17 protein-coding genes, 3 tRNA genes, 1 rRNA gene, 1 pseudogene and 1 riboswitch are annotated in these 22,049 nt (G+C 42.5%); of the genes and pseudogenes, 17 read left to right on the forward strand and 5 right to left on the reverse strand.

What is annotated here, in order from left to right; all coding sequences use genetic code 11:
- The first annotated feature begins 2 nt into the window (after positions 1–2).
- From rrf to RVY80_RS09245, 7 genes are all read left to right on the forward strand, one after another.
- A 5S ribosomal RNA gene (gene rrf, locus RVY80_RS09215) occupies positions 3–119 on the forward strand.
- Between the two features lie 1,064 nt (positions 120–1,183).
- Positions 1,184–1,462, forward strand: a complete 279-nt coding sequence (locus RVY80_RS09220; protein ID WP_317330365.1) for a helix-turn-helix domain-containing protein — start codon at positions 1,184–1,186, stop codon at positions 1,460–1,462.
- 171 nt (positions 1,463–1,633) lie between these two features.
- A complete protein-coding gene (locus tag RVY80_RS09225; protein WP_317330367.1) occupies positions 1,634–1,942 on the forward strand; it encodes a TM2 domain-containing protein in 309 nt (102 codons plus the stop codon).
- Positions 1,943–2,191: 249 nt separating this feature from the next.
- On the forward strand, positions 2,192–2,419 hold the full coding sequence (locus tag RVY80_RS09230) for a helix-turn-helix domain-containing protein (protein ID WP_317330368.1): 228 nt from the start codon (positions 2,192–2,194) through the stop codon (positions 2,417–2,419).
- Positions 2,412–3,974: a type I restriction-modification system subunit M gene (locus RVY80_RS09235; RefSeq protein WP_317330370.1), complete on the forward strand. Its 1,563-nt coding sequence runs from the start codon at positions 2,412–2,414 to the stop codon at positions 3,972–3,974. The genes RVY80_RS09230 and RVY80_RS09235 overlap by 8 nt, the downstream gene beginning before the upstream one ends.
- A 2-nt stretch (positions 3,975–3,976) precedes the next feature.
- On the forward strand, positions 3,977–5,146 hold the full coding sequence (locus tag RVY80_RS09240) for a restriction endonuclease subunit S (protein WP_317330371.1): 1,170 nt from the start codon (positions 3,977–3,979) through the stop codon (positions 5,144–5,146).
- Positions 5,147–5,169: 23 nt separating this feature from the next.
- Entirely contained in the window at positions 5,170–8,463 is a 3,294-nt protein-coding gene (locus RVY80_RS09245) for a type I restriction endonuclease subunit R (protein ID WP_317330372.1), read from the forward strand.
- A 106-nt stretch (positions 8,464–8,569) separates the two neighbouring features.
- On the opposite strand, the gene RVY80_RS10230 is transcribed toward RVY80_RS09245, so the two are convergent.
- On the reverse strand, positions 8,570–8,851 hold the full coding sequence (locus RVY80_RS10230; RefSeq protein ID WP_411040807.1) for a helix-turn-helix domain-containing protein: 282 nt from the start codon (positions 8,849–8,851) through the stop codon (positions 8,570–8,572).
- Between RVY80_RS10230 and RVY80_RS09250 the strand changes: the two genes are divergently transcribed.
- The 3 genes from RVY80_RS09250 (at position 8,789) to RVY80_RS09255 (ending at position 9,966) form a co-directional block, all read left to right on the forward strand.
- On the forward strand, positions 8,789–9,439 hold the full coding sequence (locus RVY80_RS09250; RefSeq protein ID WP_459350127.1) for a recombinase family protein: 651 nt from the start codon (positions 8,789–8,791) through the stop codon (positions 9,437–9,439). The genes RVY80_RS10230 and RVY80_RS09250 overlap by 63 nt on opposite strands.
- Complete coding sequence (locus RVY80_RS10235; protein WP_411040804.1) at positions 9,322–9,564, forward strand: recombinase zinc ribbon domain-containing protein; 243 nt, start codon at positions 9,322–9,324, stop codon at positions 9,562–9,564. The genes RVY80_RS09250 and RVY80_RS10235 overlap by 118 nt, the downstream gene beginning before the upstream one ends.
- A 72-nt stretch (positions 9,565–9,636) precedes the next feature.
- The gene (locus tag RVY80_RS09255) at positions 9,637–9,966 is read left to right on the forward strand and encodes a DUF4368 domain-containing protein (RefSeq protein ID WP_317330374.1); all 330 of its coding nucleotides are present in this window, start codon (positions 9,637–9,639) and stop codon (positions 9,964–9,966) included.
- A gap of 142 nt (positions 9,967–10,108) precedes the next feature.
- On the opposite strand, the gene RVY80_RS09260 is transcribed toward RVY80_RS09255, so the two are convergent.
- From RVY80_RS09260 to RVY80_RS09270, 3 genes are all read right to left on the reverse strand, one after another.
- Positions 10,109–10,185: transfer RNA gene (locus RVY80_RS09260), tRNA-Arg, on the reverse strand.
- A gap of 120 nt (positions 10,186–10,305) precedes the next feature.
- A tRNA-Trp gene (locus RVY80_RS09265) sits at positions 10,306–10,381 on the reverse strand.
- A gap of 201 nt (positions 10,382–10,582) precedes the next feature.
- Positions 10,583–10,753: riboswitch (cobalamin riboswitch) on the forward strand.
- 442 nt (positions 10,754–11,195) lie between these two features.
- Positions 11,196–11,280 (reverse strand) — tRNA-Leu (locus RVY80_RS09270).
- A 168-nt stretch (positions 11,281–11,448) separates the two neighbouring features.
- On the opposite strand from RVY80_RS09270, the gene RVY80_RS09275 reads away from it, so the two are divergent.
- From RVY80_RS09275 to RVY80_RS09300, 6 genes and pseudogenes are all read left to right on the forward strand, one after another.
- Positions 11,449–11,616: a hypothetical protein gene (locus RVY80_RS09275; RefSeq protein ID WP_317330376.1), complete on the forward strand. Its 168-nt coding sequence runs from the start codon at positions 11,449–11,451 to the stop codon at positions 11,614–11,616.
- Between the two features lie 140 nt (positions 11,617–11,756).
- Positions 11,757–15,128, forward strand: a pseudogene (mfd, locus tag RVY80_RS09280) (transcription-repair coupling factor); the annotation flags it as partial.
- Positions 15,129–15,217: 89 nt separating this feature from the next.
- Positions 15,218–16,825, forward strand: a complete 1,608-nt coding sequence (locus RVY80_RS09285; RefSeq protein WP_317330379.1) for a putative polysaccharide biosynthesis protein — start codon at positions 15,218–15,220, stop codon at positions 16,823–16,825.
- Positions 16,809–17,660 carry a nucleoside triphosphate pyrophosphohydrolase gene (gene mazG / locus RVY80_RS09290; protein WP_310746461.1) on the forward strand — a complete coding sequence of 284 codons (852 nt, stop codon included), beginning with the start codon at positions 16,809–16,811 and terminating at the stop codon, positions 17,658–17,660. The genes RVY80_RS09285 and mazG overlap by 17 nt, the downstream gene beginning before the upstream one ends.
- 57 nt (positions 17,661–17,717) lie before the next feature.
- A complete protein-coding gene (locus RVY80_RS09295) occupies positions 17,718–18,020 on the forward strand; it encodes an HU family DNA-binding protein (RefSeq protein WP_317330380.1) in 303 nt (100 codons plus the stop codon).
- Positions 18,021–18,184: 164 nt separating this feature from the next.
- Positions 18,185–19,357 (forward strand): MGDG synthase family glycosyltransferase, encoded by a 1,173-nt coding sequence (locus tag RVY80_RS09300; protein WP_317330382.1) that lies wholly within the window; start codon positions 18,185–18,187, stop codon positions 19,355–19,357.
- Positions 19,358–19,540: 183 nt separating this feature from the next.
- On the opposite strand, the gene RVY80_RS09305 is transcribed toward RVY80_RS09300, so the two are convergent.
- Positions 19,541–19,867: a hypothetical protein gene (locus RVY80_RS09305; RefSeq protein ID WP_317330383.1), complete on the reverse strand. Its 327-nt coding sequence runs from the start codon at positions 19,865–19,867 to the stop codon at positions 19,541–19,543.
- A 94-nt stretch (positions 19,868–19,961) separates the two neighbouring features.
- Here RVY80_RS09305 and RVY80_RS09310 point away from each other — a divergent pair, with 94 nt between their 5' ends.
- A complete protein-coding gene (locus RVY80_RS09310) occupies positions 19,962–22,004 on the forward strand; it encodes an ABC-F family ATP-binding cassette domain-containing protein (protein WP_317330384.1) in 2,043 nt (680 codons plus the stop codon).
- The last annotated feature ends 45 nt before the right edge of the window (positions 22,005–22,049 follow it).

Here is a 22,049-nt window from a genome sequence, read left to right on the forward strand (position 1 = left end):
GATTCAGTGGCGATAGCTACGAGGCTCCACCTGTTCCCATCTCGAACACAGTAGTTAAGCTCGTAAACGCCGAAAGTACTTGGCTGGCGACGGCCTGGGAGGATAGGAAGCTGCTGATTGAAAAGAAGCGAGGTCAACAACGTTGACCTCGTTTTGCATATCTATTATATTGAGCCGACCAGGCCTTGGCCTGGGAAACCTAGGGCAAACAATTTGAAGGAACGAAGTGACGCACAAATTGTATTGCATCAGGTTCGACGAAGCTAACGAAGTTAGCGAGTGTGATAGGAAGCTGCTGATTGAAGAAATAAAAAAGCTCACCCTTATGGGTGGGCTTTTTTATTTCTCTGCTCGGCAGTTTCCTATCGAGCAGGTGTACCTGGGATAAGCAGGGCTTGAGGGCTAGGAGGAGCATAGCGACGTACTAGACCCATGCATCGCTTAGTCACGAACGTAAGATTTTGCGATGCAAAATCCACAGCGAGGAACATACCAAGTTGTCGCTATGTCATTAGGCTACTTGGAACGAAGTGACGCATTGAGTCATTGCATCACTTTCCCACAGTGAGCGAAGCGAACGGCGGGTGATAGGCACCGTAAGCTCGTTTGGGGGGATTTAGGTAGCCGTAATCATCAAGTTAACGAAACTATCATTGGTGTTCGTCCTGTGATGTGGGTAGATAAAGCGGTACTAAAAAAACAACTCAAATAGTTCGTACCAAAGGAACAAAATAAACTTCATGTAACGTTCATCCCACTTTCATGTAACTTTCATTGGTTCCATTTATACTGAGTATAGTTGATAGAGGTATTACACCTAGTCAACTAGAAAATTGAAATCGGAGGTCTGCTGAAACGTTTACCTGAAACACTCTCTTTACAAAAACATACAATGCATACAACAACAATACATACAACACAAACATACAACAACAAATTACATATATACGTCTCCCCGTATATATAAGGTAAACAATCAGAGACGAAAGAAGAGCCCTTACAAGAGGGCTCTTTTTTGGTAAATGGAAGGAGTTCATGCTATAATTAATCATACTTGATTTTATACAATAAAACTGAACGTATGAGTAAATTTAAGGAAGGAGACCACGGTCCAATGTAAACGTAGATGGCCCGGATTTCACTAGCGGGATGGTTTATAAACATGTGGCACTGTGTATCAACTATGTATATCGGAGACATCATTAAACAATATCGTGAAAGTAACAATATCAGTGTCCAGGACTTTGCAGCAACTGCAGGATTGTCCGTGGCAGATATTGAGACATTGGAAAATTTATATATACCAGGAACTACGAATCCTGTTCCTGTGGCGATGCGTCAGGTGAAAGCTATCGCAGAGGCTATGAATCAGCCTATGGGGGCTGTTATGGTCCAATTAGGCAATGATCAGCCAGTGGTCGTGAATGTAGTGGCTGAATCCGATCAACCACATGCAAAATAGAGATTCAACTGGTATATACATGTAAAATAGGGCTAAGGCTCTTACATTAGATATCACATACTTGTGGTATCAATTCGTTAGTATTATATTAGGTGCTATATTATCTATAGCATCCATAGCTCACATAGATACATTGAATAATTTTTTGAGCCTAAAACGTAAGGAGATATTATGGACGCAAAATTATTACTATTATTACAAACTTTGCCAGAGCAGCAACGCAGTTATGTGTTGTCTCGTCAATCTGAATTAAAACAAAAGAGTACTGCATATATTTTATGGTTCCTCTTTGGTGTTCATTATTTCTATTTAAGTAAACCTATTATCAATATTTTATATTGGGTAACTGGTGGTGGTTTTGGTGTATGGGCTGTTATTGACCTATTCCGGATCCCAGGTATGATTCGTGAGAAGAACGAAGAAATTATGGTAGAGCTTATTAAAGAAGCGAAATCTATCTATCCTGATGTGAGTGTATAGATGAAATCATAATAGGAATAATTATAAATGCAAAAAATAGCGCCTTTAAGGGCGCTATTTTGTGTTTATAGAGGAAGTTTTATAGTACGTCTCCCCAAACGGTGCAAAGAGAATAGCGACTACGCAAGAGCAGAAATGCTCCTGTGTGGTCGCTTTCTTTTTGTAAATAGATTTATATAAAGATGAAAAATTCACTTTTGCGTGATATACTTTAAGCATATCGGCTAACAGGATTAATGGAGGTGTGATATGGCAGTCAGTTATAAAAAACTGTTTCATTTATTGATTGAAAAAGATATGACAAATGGCCAGTTGATGCAGGAGGCAGGGTTCTCTGCCAACATCATCACACGGCTAAAACGAGGCGGATATATCTCCCTTGACAGTGTGGAGAGTATTTGCCGTGTGCTGCACTGTGGCGTAGATGATATTTTGGAATTTATTCCAGACGAAGACGGAGGAAAAGAAAATGGTTGATACTAAAAAGGAACAAGAGCGTGATGAACTCCATCGTGCAATCTGGGCAATAGCGGATGAACTGCGTGGTGCAGTAGACGGATGGGATTTTAAGAACTATGTCCTCGGCACAATGTTCTATCGCTATATTTCCGAGAACCTGTGCAGCTACATCAATGACGGTGAAATCAAAGCCGGAAATACCGATTTTAATTTTGCAACAATGTCAGATGACGAAGCCGAAGAAGCACGGGACGGTCTGGTGGAAGAAAAAGGCTTTTTCATATTGCCAAGTGAACTGTTCTGCAACGTCAGAGCAAAGGCTGCAAACGATGAAAATTTGAATGAGACACTGGAAAGCGTATTCCGCCATATAGAGGAATCTGCGAAAGGCAGCGAGGCAGAAAGCGACTTTGCCGGACTGTTTGATGATTATGATGTTAACAGCAATAAATTGGGTTCTACGGTTGCCAAGCGCAATGAGAAACTGGTCAAGCTGTTAAATGGCGTGGGTGAAATGAACCTCGGTGCTGTGAAAGACCACACCTTCGATGCTTTTGGCGATGCCTACGAATACCTTATGTCCATGTATGCCTCTAATGCGGGTAAATCCGGCGGTGAGTTCTATACGCCTGCCGATGTATCAGAACTGCTGACAAGGCTTGGTACGGTAGGAAAAACTGAAATCAATAAGGTATATGACCCTGCGTGTGGTTCCGGAAGTCTATTGCTCAAGGCTGAAAAAGTTCTTGGTAAGGATGCCATCCGCAATGGATTCTATGGACAGGAAATCAATATCACCACTTACAACCTGTGCAGAATCAATATGTTCCTGCACGATGTGGGGTTTGATAAATTTAATGTAGCCTGTGAGGATACGCTTATCAGCCCACAGCACTGGGATGATGAACCATTTGAACTTATCGTGTCTAATCCTCCCTACTCTATTAAATGGGCGGGTGACGAAAATCCACTGCTCATCAATGACCCCCGCTTTTCTCCAGCCGGAGTTCTGGCACCTAAGAGTAAAGCAGATATGGCATTTATTATGCACAGTCTTTCATGGCTGGCATCCAATGGTACTGCTGCTATCGTATGCTTTCCGGGTATTATGTATCGTGGCGGTGCGGAACAGAAAATACGTAAATATCTGGTAGACAATAACTATGTAGATTGCATCATTCAGTTACCAAGCAATCTATTCTTCGGTACATCCATTGCCACTTGTATTATGGTGATGAAGAAAAATAAGAACGATAACAAAACGCTGTTTATTGATGCGTCCAATGAGTGCATCAAGGTCACAAACAACAATAAACTAACACCTGAAAATATTGACCGAATCGTTGATATATTTGCAAAGCGTGCGGAAGTGGCGTATTTCTCTCATTTGGCAGGTTATGATGAAGTAGTCAAAAATGATTATAACCTTTCGGTCTCCACCTATGTAGAGGCAGAGGATACACGGGAAAAGGTTGATATTAAACATTTAAATGCTGATATCAAAGAGATAGTTGCTAAAGAAGATAAATTACGTAAAGAAATAGATAAAATTATCAAAGAGATTGAGGCATAACTATGAACAAATTAGATGAATTAATCAAAGAGTTATGTCCCAATGGGGTAAAGTATAGGCTACTTGGAAAAGTTTGCAAAATAGAAACAGGAAGACTTAATGCAAATGCTGCTGTCGAAGATGGGGAATATTTGTTTTTTACAACAGCAAAAGAACCGAGCCGTATTAATCAATACAGATGGGACACAGAAGCTTTACTTATAGCAGGAAATGCAAATATTGGTAATGTTAAGTATTATATTGGTAAATTTGAGGCTTATCAACGTACCTATGTGCTAACTGATTTTGATTCATCTGTTTCAGTAAAATTTTTGTATTATTCACTTAGCAATAATCTTAAAGTATATTTGGACAGTCACAAGAATGAGGCTGCGATGGTTTATATTGTACTTTCAACATTGCAAGATTTTAGAATTCCCGTCCCCCCTCTACCTGTACAGGAGGAAATTGTCCGTATTCTGGACAATTTCACGGAGCTTACGGCGGAGCTTACAGCGGAGCTTACAGCGGAGCTTACAGCGAGGAAAAAACAGTATGAATATTATAGGGATGCAATGCTTTCATGCAATAAAGAGATTCCAATGGTCAAACTGAAAGATATCGCAACAGATATCTATCGAGGTGCAGGAATAAAGCGTGACCAAGTAACACAAGATGGAATCCCATGCGTCAGATATGGCGAAATCTATACAACCTATAATACTTGGTTTGATGAGTGCGTATCTCATACACAACTTGAGTATGTACCATCTCCAAAGTATTTTGAACATGGCGATATTTTGTTTGCTATAACAGGAGAAAGCGTTGAAGATATAGCAAAATCTATTGCTTATGTGGGGCATGATAAGTGCTTAGCAGGCGGAGATATTGTGGTAATGAAACACAAGCAGAATCCTAAGTATCTATCATATGTGCTTTCTACTTATGACGCCAGACAGCAAAAAAGCAAAGGTAAGATAAAAAGCAAGGTGGTTCATTCCAATGTTCCATCGATAGAAAGTATTGAAATTCCACTTCCTTCATTAGAAGTACAGGAACGCTTTGCTAATGTCTTGGATAATTTTGAATCAATCTGCTCCGACCTAAACATCGGTCTGCCAGCAGAGATCGAAGCACGAAAAAAACAATATGAATACTATCGTGACAGATTACTGTCATTCAAGGAACTATAAAAAAGAAAGAAGGTGAAGCCACCGTGCCTTATTTTAACATTGTCGCACAGACAACAGAAAACACCGTAGTCACAGAATATGAGCCTGTGAAGGCACGTTCGGACAGCTACCAGAGCGAGGCTGCTCTGGAGCAAGAATTTATTCGTCTGCTCTGTGAGCAGGGCTATGAATATCTGCAAATCCATACAGAAAAGGATTTAATCCGCAACCTCCGCGACCGCTTGGAGGCACTGAACCACTATCGGTTCTCTGATACAGAGTGGCAACAGTTTTTTGTGGATTCTGTTGCGAATCCCAACGAGCATATCGTGGAAAAGACCCGCAAGATACAGGAGGACTTTGTCCAAGTGTTGAAACGGGACGATGGCTCTACGAAGAACATCACACTCATGGATAAGAAAAATATCCATAATAACAGTTTGCAGGTCATCAACCAGTACAAGGTGAATGCCGCTACAAGCGGCAGAGAGGGTGGCCTGGGCCATGTGCTTGGTAAAGAGGACGGCGCAAAGTACGATAATCGTTACGATGTGACGGTACTGGTCAACGGTCTACCCTTGGTGCATATTGAACTGAAGCGCAGAGGAGTCCCTATCCGAGAGGCATTCAATCAGATAAACCGTTATCAGCGGGATTCTTTTTGGGCAGGTTGCGGACTGTTTGAATATGTGCAGATTTTCGTTATTTCCAATGGAACAAATACGAAATACTACTCCAATAGCACTCGCTTTAATGCTATCAAGGATGCGGTTTCTGGCAAGACGAAAAAGGGAAAAACAAGCAACAGCTTTGAATTTACCTGCTTCTGGGCAGATGCCAATAACCGTGTTATCACGGATTTGATTGACTTCACAAAGACTTTCTTTGCAAAGCATTCTCTGCTGAATGTGCTGACCAAGTATTGTATTTTCACATCAGAAAATATGCTTATGGTTATGCGCCCGTACCAGATCACGGCAACCGAGCGCATCTTGAATCGTATAGAGATTGCCAACAACTATAAAAAATACGGCAGCGTGGCAGGTGGCGGATATATCTGGCACACAACAGGCTCCGGCAAAACGCTCACCTCTTTCAAGACGGCACGTCTGGCATCACAGCTGCCTTATATTGATAAGGTGCTGTTTGTGGTTGACCGTAAGGACTTGGACTACCAGACCATGAAGGAGTATGACCGCTTTGAAAAAGGTGCTGCCAACAGCAATACTTCTACCAGAATTTTAGAACAGCAGTTAAGTGACAAAGATTCAAAAGGACGTCCAAAAGAATGTCGTATTATTATTACTACGATTCAAAAACTGGCTACTTTCATAAAGAAGAATCCTAATCATGAGGTTTACAATAAGCATATCGTTATTATCTTTGACGAATGCCACCGTAGCCAATTTGGTGATATGCACACGGCTATTATAAAAAACTTCAAGAACTACCACCTGTTTGGTTTTACAGGGACACCGATATTCGCAGCTAATTCTGGCGCATCTAAGAACCCGGAGTTCTTTACAACGGGGCAGACCTTTGGTGACCAGTTACATACCTATACCATTGTGGATGCCATCAACGATAAAAATGTTCTGCCGTTCCGTGTGGACTATATTAAAACGATGGATACGGACGAAGAAATTACCGATGAAATGGTATGGGACATCAATCGTGAAAAAGCAATGATGGCGCCTAAGCGTGTTGAATTGGTGACACGGTATATTTTGGAACATTTCGACCAAAAAACCTACCGTGGGGATAAGACATATATTTTCAATACTCTCACGAATATTGAAGAAGTGGCATCCGCCGAGCGTGGCACAGTAGAAGAAATCAAGCAGCAACAACGTCTTAGCGGATTTAATTCTATTTTTGCTGTGGCATCTGTGCCAATGGCAAAACTATATTATCAAGAATTTCAGAAGCAGATGGCAGCAGACCCAACCAAGAAACTGCGTGTTGCAACGATTTTCAGTTACGGCGCAAATGAGGAAGAAGCTGACGGTATTCTGGATGAGGAGAACTCCGAGGACACTTCTGCCCTCGACCAGAACTCCCGTGATTTTCTGGAATCTGCTATCCGTGATTATAATGGAATGTTCCATACAACTTATGATACTTCCAGCGATAAGTTCCAGAACTACTATAAGGATGTATCCCTACGCATGAAAAACAAGGAACTGGACTTGCTCATCGTAGTTAATATGTTCCTTACTGGTTTTGATGCCACTACTATGAACACGCTGTGGGTGGATAAGAACCTGAAGATGCACGGTTTGATACAGGCGTTTTCACGTACCAACCGTATCCTCAATTCTATCAAGACTTTCGGTAACATTGTTTGTTTTCGCAATCTGCAAAAGCGTGTAGATAGCGCAATTTCTCTGTTTGGAGACAAGAACGCTGGCGGTATTGTGCTTTTGAACAGTTTTAAGGATTACTACTATGGTTATGAGTCCGTAGACGGAAAGCCAATGCCCTGCTATGTGGATATGATGGAGGAATTGAACGAGAAGTTCCCTCTGGAAGAACCACAGATTATTGGCGAGCAGAATCAGAAGGATTTTATTTCTTTGTTTGGTGCAATTCTGCGTATGCGTAACCTGCTCGTATCCTTTGATGAATTTAAGGGTAATGAACTTATTACCGAGCGTGACCTACAGGACTACCTTGGCAGATACCAAGACCTGCGTGATGAATGGAAACGCAGACGTGAAGCCGGAGAAAGCACAGATATCACAGACGATATTGTGTTTGAGGTGGAACTGATCAAGCAGATAGAAATCAACATTGATTATATTCTGATGCTTGTAAAGAAATACCACGATACCCATTGTGAGGATAAAGAAGTTCTGATTACCATCAATAAAGCCATTGATGCCAGCCCGGAACTACGCAGCAAGAAACAGTTGATTGAAACCTTTATCGCAGGGGTCAACGATGCAGATGACATCATGAGCGAGTGGCATGATTATGTGGTCAAACAGCGTGAGGCTGAATTGCAGACCATCATTACAGAGGAAAAGTTAAAGCCGGAGGACACCCGTAAATTCTTGGAGAATGCTTTCCGTGATGGTGAAATCAAAACCGCCGGTACAGACATCGATAAAATCATGCCTCCTGTTTCTCGCTTTGGCGGTGGTGGCAGAGCCAAGAAAAAGCAAGGTGTCATTGATAAACTGAAGACATTCTTTGAGAAGTATTTTGGCATCGGTGGCTCGGCAACCTTTACTGAGCCGGAACACCCAGCGACCATATATGAACTGCATCCACAGGACAACCTGTCTATGGTGGCAGAACCGAAGACACCATATGGTAGTGATGAACACAAATAAGTGATGAGTATGACCACGCAGAAGGACAATGTTCCCTGCGTGGTTTTCTTTTGCGTATTTGTCCGCATTATTATATAAAAACAGGTCAGATTCTCAGGTAAAATGCTTATTTTGTGACCGCCTTTATATTGACCGCACACACAAAGCTGTCATCGTCTGACTGTGCAATCAGATAGTCCATGCGTACATGAAACAATTCGCACATGGTATCGAGCATCTCAAAGCTGGGTCTGCGACTGCCGATTTCCCATGCAGATACCGTTCCCTTTGCTACTTTCAGTTCTTCCGCAAGTGTTCCCTGCGTGAATCCATTCTTTTTTCTGAGGTGGATGAAGGTGCTGTGGGCATCATCATTGTCAAGGATATGAGCCGACTCGGAAGAGATTATCTAAAGGTCGGTTACTATACCGAGATGGTGTTCCCGGAATCGGATATCCGCTTTATTGCCATCAATAACGGGGTCGACAGTGACAGTCAGCAGGACAGCGATTTTACGCCATTCCTCAATATCATCAATGAATGGTATGCCAAGGACACGAGCAAGAAAATTCGTGCGGTGTTCAAGGCAAAGGGACAGGCTGGCAAGCCGCTCTGCACCAATACACCCTACGGATACAAGAAAGACCCTGAGGACAAGAACCACTGGATTGTAGACGAAGATGCTGCTGTGGTGGTAAAGGAAATCTTCCACCTGTGTATTTCCGGCTACGGCCCGACACAGATTGCCAAGGAACTCAAAAAGCGCAAGGTACTGACCCCTGTGGATTATGCAAAAAGCAACGGCAGAAATGCTCCTGCTGTCAAACAGACGGATGACCTTTACAAATGGACAACTATTGTGCCGATTGTGGCAGCAAGATGTACCAAGTCCGTGCAAGGGGCTGGGAACATGAGAAAGAGCATCTGGTCTGCTCTACCTACCGTAAGCGTGGTAAGAGCAACTGTACTTCCCACCAGATTCGCAATGTGGTCATAGAACAGCTTCTCTTGGATGACCTGCGCAGAGTGACCGCTTATGCCAGAGAACATGAAGCCAAGTTCATTCAGCTTGTGACCAACACATCGGAAAAGGCACTGAACCGAGAACTCCGCAGCAGTTAGAAGGAATACGAACAAGCGAAAGCCCGCATTACCGCCCTTGATAAAATTATCCAACGGCTTTACGAGGACAACGTGGTCGGCAAAATCAGCGATGAGCGTTTTGCCAAGATGTCCGCTACCTATGAGGCAGAGCAGAAAGCCTTGGAAAGCCGGATTGCTGAACTGGATGAGTTCATTACCACAGCAAAAGAAAAATCCCTCAATGCCGAATACTTCCTGCAACTGGTACAGAAGTACACGGACATCAAGGAATTGGATGCCGAAATCATTCGGAAGTTTGTGGAAAAGATCATCGTGTTCAAGGCAGAAAAAGTTGATGGTCATAGAGTGCAGCGAATTCAAATCATTTACAACTGCATCGGAGCAGTAGAAATTCCGAGCAAGCATGAAAAAACGGCATAGCCGATACTCACGACTATGCCGAAATTTTCAGGGATTATAAATCCCTAAGACGCACCCACAAAGGGCGCTATTTTGTGTTTATAGAGGGAGTTTTATAATATGATGTCAAAAATAAAAAACCGCACTATTAGTGCGGTTTAAGTGGTGACCCAGAAGGGATTCGAACCCCTGGCCTTTTGATTCGTAGTCAAACGCTCTATCCAGCTGAGCTACTGAGTCATGTACTTGGTACTTGATTATATTAACATATTGCGCTTTACAATGCAAGTACTTTTTCAAATATTTCTTTACAAATATTTGTCATAGAATAAGCGACCAATAAATGGTCGCTTTCTATAATGGCAGGGGCAGTAGGACTTGAACCCACAACCGACGGTTTTGGAGACCGTAACTCTACCAATTGAGCTATACCCCTATGTACATCAAGTGTGACTTGATACTAGATAATAATAACAAATAGGGCGGTATCTGTCAATCAGAAATTACAGTTTAATTGTCAACCGATATGAGTTTAATGCATATATACAGTGAATTTGAATTTGTCTATTCTTATTGTAAAAGTAGAATGAAATTTGTTTGACTCCGAACAATCAACATGCTATTATAAACACATACAAATACATATTTGGGAATAGGTGCAGAAATGCATAACAGAAAAGCTGGTTCAAAGCCAGCACGGTCCCGCCACTGTATGGTCGAGCGAATTTTATTAAGTCACTGGGAAACTGGGAAGGCAAAAGGAGCGATGACACCGAGTCAGGAGAACTACCTATTCAACATTCACCAGTTGACCTACGAGCGATAGGGAGGAGAAGATTGATTCTTTTTTCGCGCATGGTAAAAAAGAATTTTTTTATTGGCCGAAATAGTTTCAATGGACAAGGTACTGATAAGTGGTTAAACAAGTCTTACAGTAGCAGCCATTCGATGATCTAAACACTGTAGTCATGGTGAATAATACCATTGGTATTACCAACCATGATTTTTTTGTGGTTGTAATATATTTTTGTAGTAAATGTAGGGCATGCATTTATTCATCATCATCCTAAAAGAGGCTGACACAGGTTTCGAGCATACGAAGTTTGTGTCAGCCTCTTTTAATTTATTAGTTATACAGAACCATAATATAGATGGTGGAGGACGATATGAGGGAAAGGATAGTATTAAATTATGGCAGATAATTGTAAAATGGGCAAAAAAAATACACCTCTATAGGTGTAATAAAATAGTGGTGCGGGAGAAGGGACTTGAACCCCCACGCCGTAAGGCGCCAGATCCTAAGTCTGGTGCGTCTGCCAATTCCGCCACTCCCGCATACCGACTGAAATAATAATATCATACTACGGCTATCAGAGTCAACAGTTTTATCAATTTTATTTCTATAAAATGTTGACTCATTTTTTACAATCTTATATTGGTTGAATATACCCTAGTAGATACTGTTCTGCTAGGGTATTTATTGTAGAAGGTGAGGTTATTCCTATGACATTTGAAAAAATTAGTATCCGTGAAATTTTAGCACTAGTCATGCTAGGTATCGTGAATATTATGGCCGTGCTCTACGGTTGGTCGGAACTCGCTATGAGCATTAGTTCCGGGCTAGTTGGTTATCTCGGTGGGCGTGATATGCGCCATGATCGGAATCAATAATTAAATATATTACTTGCAATGGTGAAAGCTGTAAATGGGCTTTCACCATTTTTATTATTTATAGTCTCGTCATATACATATGATATAATAGTACCGTACAGTCAACCGAGGTTGATTGGTAAAGAATATACGAGGTAATTATGCAACAAATAGATACTATGTTATCCCAGAACCCGCCCTTCCAGGACGGGCTAAACGCGTTTAGCGGCAAGGGAAAAACAGTGATATATGGGCTCAGCAGCTCGCAGAAATCATTTTTGTTCAGTCGGGCCATGGCGGTTCATTTTAGTACAACTGACAGCATGGATACAGAAGCTAGTGCTAACAATGAGGTCGGTGCAACTAGTGGCTCTAAACAGGGGAAATCAAATTCTGCCATCAAAATCCCACCAACTATTATTATCGTGCACGACAAAGAGCACAAGGAATTATGGGAACGAGATTTGGCATTTTTCTTGCCTAATGTGCCGGTGGTACCATTCCCCATAACGGATAAAGTGGATTTCACGCCGGTAGCACGTAGCCTAGAAAATCAGGCGAATCAAATGCGAGCGCTCAGTTTATTGGCTTGGAAACAGCCAGTAGTGGTGCTAGCCAATGCGGAGGAGGTCTCACAATATGTGGTGAGCCCAGAGCGATTGGCGCGCCAAAGTATTCACTTTGAAAACGGTGTGGAATACGAACGTGAAAAAGTGCTAGAACAATTAGTAACAATTGGATATGAACGAGTAGACCAGGTGGAACAACGTGGTCATTTTGCCGTGCGTGGCGATATTTTGGACGTATTCCCTGTGAACAATGAAGACCCTGTGCGCATTGAGTTTTTTGGTGATGAAATCGATACGATGCGCTATTTCACCATCGATACACAGCGTTCTATTGAAACCATTGAAAACTGCACCATTACACCACTTCATTTGGATATTGGTGATGATGCGACGACGTTATTATCCTATGGAAATAACGGTATTACCATTTATGATGAGCCGGGCCGTATTCAGGAATCGCTCAAGAAATTTTTAAAAGAAGATACTACGCATCGCGCGGATCATTGCGATTGGAATACATTACAACGCAGTGTTAATGGATATACACAAATTGCCTTTACCTTTATGCAACAACGATCTATTGGTCTCACTGGATTTAATCCAGTGGGTATTCAAGGCAAGGCGATGACGAGTTTTGAACGTCAAATTCCATTGTTGACGGATGAAATTAAACAATGGCACCGATTGAATCATCAAGTGGTACTAGTGTTAAATAATCAACAACGGCGCGAAGGCATTGAACGAGCTTTCATCGAGGACGGCATTCCCTATGAACAGACGTCGGTACTAGAACATAAACCAGGTACGGTGCAGATTTTACAAGGTTTATTAACGGACGGGTTTGAATTGCCACATAGCCATTTCGTGGTCGTTACGGAAGGCAATATTTACGGACAACAAAAGAAAAAGTTGCGCCAAAAGACGCCAAAAGGTCAGGATATTACGTATTTCACGGACCTCAGTATCGGCGATTATGTCGTACACAGCGTTCATGGTATTGGTAAATATGTAGGCCTCAAGACCATTGAAACGGAAGGGATTCATAAGGATTATATTGAAATTGCCTATGCAGGAACGGATCGTTTATTCTTACCGGCGGGTAATCTTGATCAATTGCAAAAATATATCGGCAACGAAGGCGATGCACCGCGCATCCATAAAATGGGTGGTGGCGATTGGCGCAAGGTTAAGGCGAAGGCACAAAAATCCATTGATGATTTGGCCGACAAGTTAGTAGCCCTCTATGCAGAACGGGAAATTACACCGGGTTTTGCATTTTTACCAGATCAACCATGGCAGCAAGAGTTTGAAGATACATTCCCATACGAGGAAACGCAGGACCAATTGCAGGCCACGGCAGAAATTAAGGAATCCATGGAACGACCTGCCCCAATGGATCGATTGCTTTGCGGTGACGTAGGCTTTGGTAAAACAGAGGTGGCCATGCGTGCTATTTTCAAGGCCGTTATGAGTGGTAAACAAGTGGCTGTGCTAGTACCGACAACGGTGTTGGCGCAGCAACATTACCAAACGTTCTTAAATCGATTTAATAGCTTTGGCGTTAAGGTGGAGGTATTGAATCGTTTCCGTACTACCGCTGAGAAAAAGCAAATTGTAAAGGGGGTAGAAGAAGGTTCCATAGATGTATTGATTGGCACCCATTCCTTGCTAAACAAGAAAATCAAATTTAAGGATTTAGGCATGCTTGTCGTCGATGAAGAACAACGATTTGGGGTGGCTCAAAAGGAAAAATGGAAGAGCTGGGCCTCCAACATCGATGTACTCACATTGAGTGCTACGCCAATTCCGCGGACTTTGCACATGTCCCTGGTAGGCGTGCGTGAAATGTCTGTTATCAACACCCCACCAGAGGACCGTTTGCCAGTCCAAACCTATGTGGTGGAATACGATATGAATCTCATCGCTGATGCGGTGCGTCGTGAAATTCAACGAGGAGGCCAAGTTTACTTCGTATATAATCGAGTAGCATCCATTGAACATATGGGGGAACTCCTTGAGGCGGCGATGCCGGAACTTCGCTATGCTATTGCGCATGGTCAAATGACGGGGCGCCAAACTGAGGAAATCATGGCCGATTTCTACGAAGGTCAATATGATTTGTTATTATGTACGAGCATCATTGAAACAGGCCTCGACATTCCAAATGCAAATACCATCATCATTTATGATGCGGACCATTTGGGGCTTTCACAGTTGTACCAAATGCGTGGACGTGTAGGTCGTTCCAGACGCCGTGCGTACGCGTATTTCATGTATCGTCCTGATAAAATTTTGAGTGAGGCCGCTGAAAAACGGTTGAAAGCCATCGAAGAATTCACTGAATTAGGGGCTGGGTTTAAACTCGCTATGCGTGACCTTGAAATTCGTGGGGCCGGGAATCTGTTGGGTTCCCAGCAACATGGCAATATCGCCTCCGTCGGTTTTGGCATGTATTGTACGATGCTCGAAGAGGCTATTGCAAAGGCCCAAAACAAGGAAATTCACGTGGATATTACGCCAGATCCAGCTATTGATTTGGGAGTGGATGCGTTTATCGATGACCCGTACATCAAGGATAGCGCGCGTAAAATTTCTGTATACCAACGTCTATTGCATGTCAAATCCAAGGAACAATTGGATGATTTGACGGACGAATTAATCGACCGTTTTGGTACGCCGACTGACCCTGTGGACCGTTTGTTGCGCTTGGCACAACTCAAGGAACAGGCCCGTCTCATCGGGATCAAGAGCCTTGTGCTTCGGGAGCAACAAATTATCATCCATTGGCATGATGACAGCAAAATGGCCGATTGGGATATGGGTGCCGTTACTGAAAGTATTTGGAAAAAAATTAAATTAGCTGATACAAAACCAGCGACCTTGTACATGTCTCTGAATGGCGTGAAAGGCAATATTTTGACCATTACCGAAACCTTGCTCAAGGAATTGAGCCGTAAGGTGCCAGGCTCAACTAGCGCTGTGGCCGCTACTACGACAGCTAATGAAGCAAGTGGCGCCAACAAGGCATCTATGGTACATACGAAGGAGGGCCTATGAATCGATTCTTAAAAGGTGCTATGATTTTGACCATCGCTGGCATTATCGTAAAGGTCATCGGTGCATTCAGTAAGGTTTTCATTGCTCGTATTTTAGGCGGTGAGGGCATCGGTCTCTATCAGATGGCTTATCCCATTTATCAAATGATTGTAAGTATTGCTGTGTCCGGAATACCGGTGGCTATCTCCATTATGATTGCGGAAAAACTGGCCAATGAGGATATGCGGGGCATTGATAAGACCTTTAAGGTGTCGTTGATGCTACTTACGACAGTAGGTGCTATTTTCGGCATCGGTATGTTTGTACTGGCTGATTACCTTGTGGAATGGGGGATTATTACAGACCCGAGGGCACTCTTAGGTATCAAGGCATTGGCGCCAGCTATTTTTGTGGTGACCTTATTGAGCTGTTTCAGAGGCTATTTCCAAGGTTTCCAATACATGGTACCAACAGGGACTAGCCAGGTCTTTGAGCAAACATTCCGGGTCGTAACGATGGTAGGGCTGGCCTACCTACTCATTGATCGAGGTCTACATTGGGCTGCTGCGGGGGCTACCTTTGCTACCTTTCCTGGCGTACTAGCTGGGGTGGTTGTACTCGGCTATTTCTATTATCGGCAGAGGCATGTACGTCATGAGTTGCGAGCTACACAGAATTCTGAATCCATAGAGGAATCAACTTCTACTGTGGTAAAGCGCCTTATTGCATTAGCTATACCGGTATCCATGGCTAATATTGTTATGCCTATTGTAATGCTCATCGACATGGCCATCGTGCCACGTCGCCTGATGGATATTGGCTATTATATGAATGAGGCGACCACACAATTTGGTTATCTCACAGGTATGGCAACGTCTCTTGTGGGGTTACCTATCATTTTGACCACATCTCTTGCAGCTAGTTTGGTACCAGCTGTATCTGAATCAGCAGCACTTCATAAATTAGACGATATTAATCATCGGTCGAAAATGGCTATGAAAATCGCTAATTTATTTACTATCCCTGCTTGTGTAGGGCTATCTGTTTTGGCTACACCCGTATCTCAGATGATTTATAATACACCTCATGCTGGGCCTGCTATTGCTGTCATGAGTCTTAGTATTGTCCTTTTAGGGGCACAACAAATTACAGCGGCTATTTTACAAGGCTTAGGTCGCACGGTGATTCCCATGGTGACAATCTTTATTGGTCTCTTGGTGAAAGTATTCCTAGACTATGAATTAACAGCTATCCCAGAACTTGGTATCAATGGTGCCGCATGGGCGACGAATATATTCTTCGGTCTTGCCGCCATACTTAACTTTATATTTGTTAAACGCTATATTGGTTCCATCGTACCAAAGGTAGAGTTGATTAAAATCATCCTATCAGCTATGGCGATGGGCGGTATGGCTAGCGTGATGTATAGTTTTCTTTTGACCCTTGTTGGTAATGCTTTAGCAGTAGGATTTACTATAGTGGGAGCCATCGTGACCTATGGTGCTACCTTGTGGCTCACACGGGCGATAACTCGTGGTGATCTATATAATATGCCAATCATAGGAAAACGATTATTGGCGAAGAAAAAACAAGAGGAGGTTGAACTATATGACGAAGAATATTAACATCCAACCTTTAGTTGATGTGGTGTCAGAGCTCCGTGCTCCCAATGGTTGCCCTTGGGATCGAAAACAGACACATGAATCACTTAGACGATACTTTATTGAAGAGGTCTATGAAGTAATGGAAGCCATCGATAATAAAGATGTCGCTAATCTTCGTGAAGAATTAGGTGACGTATTGTTACAAATTGTATTCCATGCACAATTAGCAACAGAGCGTGGGGCTTTTACCATGCAAGATGTTATTGATGATGTGACTAATAAGATGATTAGACGGCATCCTCATGTATTCCCTGTCCGCGGAGGAGAGACAGACTCGCTAAGTGAGAGCGGAAATCAAAAGTTGGACTCGAGTGCTTCGGAGGCGGGGGATACCAGTAAAAGTGTACAAATGGCTCTAACATGGGACGAATTAAAGGCCCAAGAACATGGGGAAGAGCGGAAAAATATTTTAGATGGCATAAGTGTGGGATTGCCAGCACTATTACGAGCTCAAAAGTTGCAAGAAAAGGCCGCAAAGGTAGGTTTTGACTGGACTGAAGAAGATCCGGTGTGGGCGAAAGTCGATGAGGAAATGGCCGAATTTAAAGAGGCTATTCAAGAAAATAATCAAGAAAACATGGAAAATGAGGCGGGTGACGTACTTTTTTCCTTGATTAATCTGTTTAGATGGTATAAAATAAGCGGTGAAAATGCACTGATTCGCACAAACACTAAGTTCCATCGGCGTTTTGCTCATGTGGAGAGACGTGTGAACCAAAGTGGTCGTGCCTGGGGAACTTTTAGTTTGTCTGAGCTGGACGCTTTTTGGGATGAGGCTAAGGTGCAAGAAAAATAACATTCGTCGTGGCGTTTGAGAACACGGGAATAGTTTGTATTTTAAGGAGGTTCTGTCATGAACAAAACAGAATTAATCGCAAGCGTTGCTACAAAAACTGAATTAACTAAAAAAGATGCTGAAAAAGCAGTAAAAGCTGTATTCGACACAGTTGCTGAAGAATTAGCAGAAGGTGGCAAAGTTCAAGTAATCGGCTTCGGTACTTTCGAAGTTCGCGAACGCGCAGCTCGTGAAGGCCGCAACCCACAAAATGGCAAAACTATCACAATTGCAGCTTCCAAATCCCCTGCATTCAAAGCTGGTAAAGGTTTGAAAGAACAAGTTAACCTTACTGAAGCTGCTAAAAAACGTAAAAAATAATTGTCACTGACAGTTTAAGTAAAAGGAGATCCTTCGGGGTCTCTTTTTTTACTTAAAATTGACAGGTCTTAGATAATGCAACTATCACAAGTCATATACAACGTTATGGTATTTCTCTAATAGCCCTAATATATGGTATAATTGCGTAGAGAAAGGGGCATAGTATGAGTTCAGAAACACCAAGAAAGGTACTCATTGTCTCCGCGTCTATCGGGACCGGACACATGCAGGCCGCTAGAGCCATAGAAGAATATTGGGTGCAACAAGAGCCAGATGCAGAGATTACGCATGTGGATTTTTTGGATACCGATACATTATCCATCGATAATATCTTGAAGGATACATACATCAAGATGATCGACGTATTTCCTATGCTGTATGATTTGATTTATAAATTGTCCAAAGGGGAGCATCGCGGTGGATTGTTGCAAACGGCATTGTCTTGGGTATTGAAGAACCGTATGTCCAAATTGATTAACAAAATTAAACCAGATGTGTTGGTGTTTACGCATCCGTTTCCGTGTGGTGCTGCGTGTATTTTAAAACGCCAAGGGCAGATTAATGTACCTATCATGGCAATTTTAACGGATTTCAGTAGCCACCAATTCTGGATGTACCAACAGGTGGATACTTATTTTGTGGCCACTGAGGGAATGGTGCAGGAGATGACCTCCTGTGGCATCGAGGAATCACGGATTCACGTATCAGGGATTCCCGTGCGTCGCGCTTTCTTTGATGATGCCATTACAGATTATCGTATGGGCGCTCCTGTGAAAGTTTTAGTCATGGGTGGTGGCCTTGGAATGGGGTCCTTAGAGTCAGCCCTTAAACGATTAGATGATATTGAATCCATAGATGAACTCGTTGTACTAGCGGGCCAAAATACTTCACTCTATGAATCATTGCTTAGCTTGAGCCGCAATATGAAAACAAAGACAACCGTGTACGGTTATGTGAGCAATGTGTCTGAATTGATGCGAGATGCTACTTTGCTTGTGACTAAACCAGGCGCCTTAACTTGTATGGAGGCTGTTACTATGGGAATACCTATGGTATTCTTTAATGCTATCCCTGGACAAGAAGATGCTAATGCAGAACTCTTAGAACGTCGTGGCTGTGCTCGTTGGACACGAGATATCCATAATTTGGAGGATGTAGTCACTGCATTATTAATTAATCCACATCGATTACAACACATGTCTATTCAATGTCGTGCCTGGCATGTAGATGGGGCTGCGAATATCGTAGGTGATATCATCGCCATGTTGGATAAAAAGGACCTTCCTAAATATACTGGTGACTATATGTCGAATTTAGAGTTGGCCAGTGAAAAATAAGAGTATTTGATTATGTGCCAAACTATTGAGCAAATATACTATTGGTTTCGCCCTTATAGTAACATATAATAGAATATGACAATAAAAAAAGGCATCGCCTATGGGCGGTGCCTTTCAAATGTAATTATGTGTGCGATATTTCTAATAGAATAGGTAATCCATATCTAGAAACTAGCACATTAATTATAATGAATCGTAGAGTTCGATATGTTCTTGGCGAATATCTTGCAATGTAGCGAGCAGAGCTTCGGTGCTTTCAGCAGCGCTGTACAGTTCCTGAAAGTAGAGGGAATCCTCTAGGGTTACACTCCATTGGAATGAATCGTTGTCGTCGTATACAGAAAATACAATTTCTGTTTCCAATGTTTCTGGCATATGACCATCGTTATCTGTGATCGTTGCATATGATCCATCATCCAATAAATCGGTGTACAATACATCCGTGTTGTCAAAATCTAAAATACCAAAGTCCATTTTTTCATACAATGATTCAACCGTGTCGGGTCCCATGAGTGCCTCCTAAAACATGAACATTACTTAATGAATTACTTTAATTTTATTCTACTGACGTGGGTCCACACTGTCAAGATATAGGAGTCCTACAATGAATGTAGTTAGTTTACAAAATATAGAAAAATCCTATGGTACGCGCCTCTTGTTCCGGGATGTAAATATTACATTTACCAATGAACATCGCCTAGGTCTCGTAGGTATCAATGGGACTGGGAAATCCACGTTCCTTAAAATTTTGGCGGGCCAAATGGAGGCCGATAAGGGCACTATCGACCGTAATGGCAAGGCTAGTGTGTATTACATGGCACAAATGCCTGATTTTGACGATAATGCCACACTTTTGGAAACTATCCTAGAGGGGTCTCATCCGCAACTCCAATTGGTACGCGATTTTGAACGGGCCAGTCGCGCCTATAATGCTCTGTCTGAGTCAAGTACTGATGGTACTGTAGGTTCTGGTGAAAGCTCCGCAACAGTCGATGATTCCGTAACAGCTAATAGTGCGAGTGCATCAACAGTTGAGACTTCAAGTGCCAACACAACAAAAATTACTCGCCAATACATGGACCTCCTGGAACGGATGGATCGAGAGGAAGGTTGGCAAGTGGAGCAACAGGCTCGCATTATCCTCAATAAATTGGGATTCCCTGATGTGAATCAAGAGGTACAATATTTATCTGGTGGTCAACGTCGCCGCTTGGCCTTGGGCCAAGCATTATTATATCCTTGTGATTTGCTCCTATTGGATGAACCGACGAACCATTTGGATGAGGATAGTATTGAGTGGTTGGAAACATACTTAGCAAATCGGCAAGGTGGTTTGTTAATCAGTACGCATGACCGTTATTTCTTAGATACGGTGTGTGATGGTATTTTGGAATTATCTAATCGCCATATGTATCAATATGATGGTAATTACGGGAAATTTTTGGAACTTAAGGCGGACCGAGAGGCTCGTCAAGCAGCGACCGAGGAAAAACGGCGCCAATTTCTAAAGCGTGAAATCGAATGGGTACGTCGTGGCGCCCAGGCTCGTAGCACAAAACAAAAGGCTCGTTTACAACGGTTTGAAAACCTCAAAGCCATGGAAACTACACGACGTGTAGATACGATGGATCCGATAGCTTTGAAAACTCGTCTCGGCAAAACTATCTTTGACATTGACCATTTGAGCTTTGACTTTGATGGTCGCCCTATGGTTCGTGATTTTACGTATCACGTGGTGCGTCATGATCGCATTGGTATCGTAGGACCAAATGGTGTTGGTAAATCTACGTTTATGAAGCTTCTAGACGGTACACTTACCCCAGCTAGTGGTACAACAGGTCGCGGTGAAACGGTCCGTATAGCCCATTTTAAGCAAGAATTACCCCACTTTGATGAGGACATGCGCGTATTAGATTACATTCGTGAGGACCATGCGTACATGGTACTTGGCGATGGTAGTACCTTAAGTGCAGGCCAAATCTTAGAGCGATTCCTCTTTACCCCAGAGCTGCATGGGGTTCCTATCCGAAAATTATCTGGTGGGGAACGTCGACGTTTGTATCTATTGAAGCTCTTGATGAGTGCCCCCAATGTACTGCTTTTGGATGAACCTACAAATGATTTAGATATTCCCACGCTAGAAGTGCTAGAGGAATTCCTTGATGGATTTGGTGGTGTTATCGTTACGGTCTGTCATGATCGTTATTTCTTGGACCGTGTAGTGGATAAACTCTTTGTATTCCAAGGTGATGGTGATATCGAAATCGTGCATGGATCTTACTCTGATTATAAAGATTCTATCAATGGTGAAAGCCAAGGTAGTGGTCATAAAAGCAATAGCTCAAGTAGTCGGGGCTTTTACAAAGGTGACAATAAGTTGGTTGAACATATAAATGAGCCTGAGAAAACATCTACGGAGGGTTCAGAGGATAAGAAACCCCTTAATAAATTTGAAGAGCAAGAATATGAAGCTATTTTAGAGGAATTACCAAAGCTAGAACACCTCATAAAAGGCCTAGATGTGATGATTGCACAATGTGCAACAGACTTTCAAAAAATGCAAGAATTGATGGTTGAGAGAAATTCCGCACAACAGCGGGCTGATGAGCTTACAGAGCGATGGATGTCTCTTGAAGAGCGACTTTAACTATGATATAATTCTCAAAGTATAACGATAACTACGTTACCTAAG

This window comes from Veillonella absiana, assembly GCF_032970865.1.
GTDB classification, from domain to species: Bacteria; Bacillota; Negativicutes; order Veillonellales; family Veillonellaceae; genus Veillonella; species Veillonella absiana.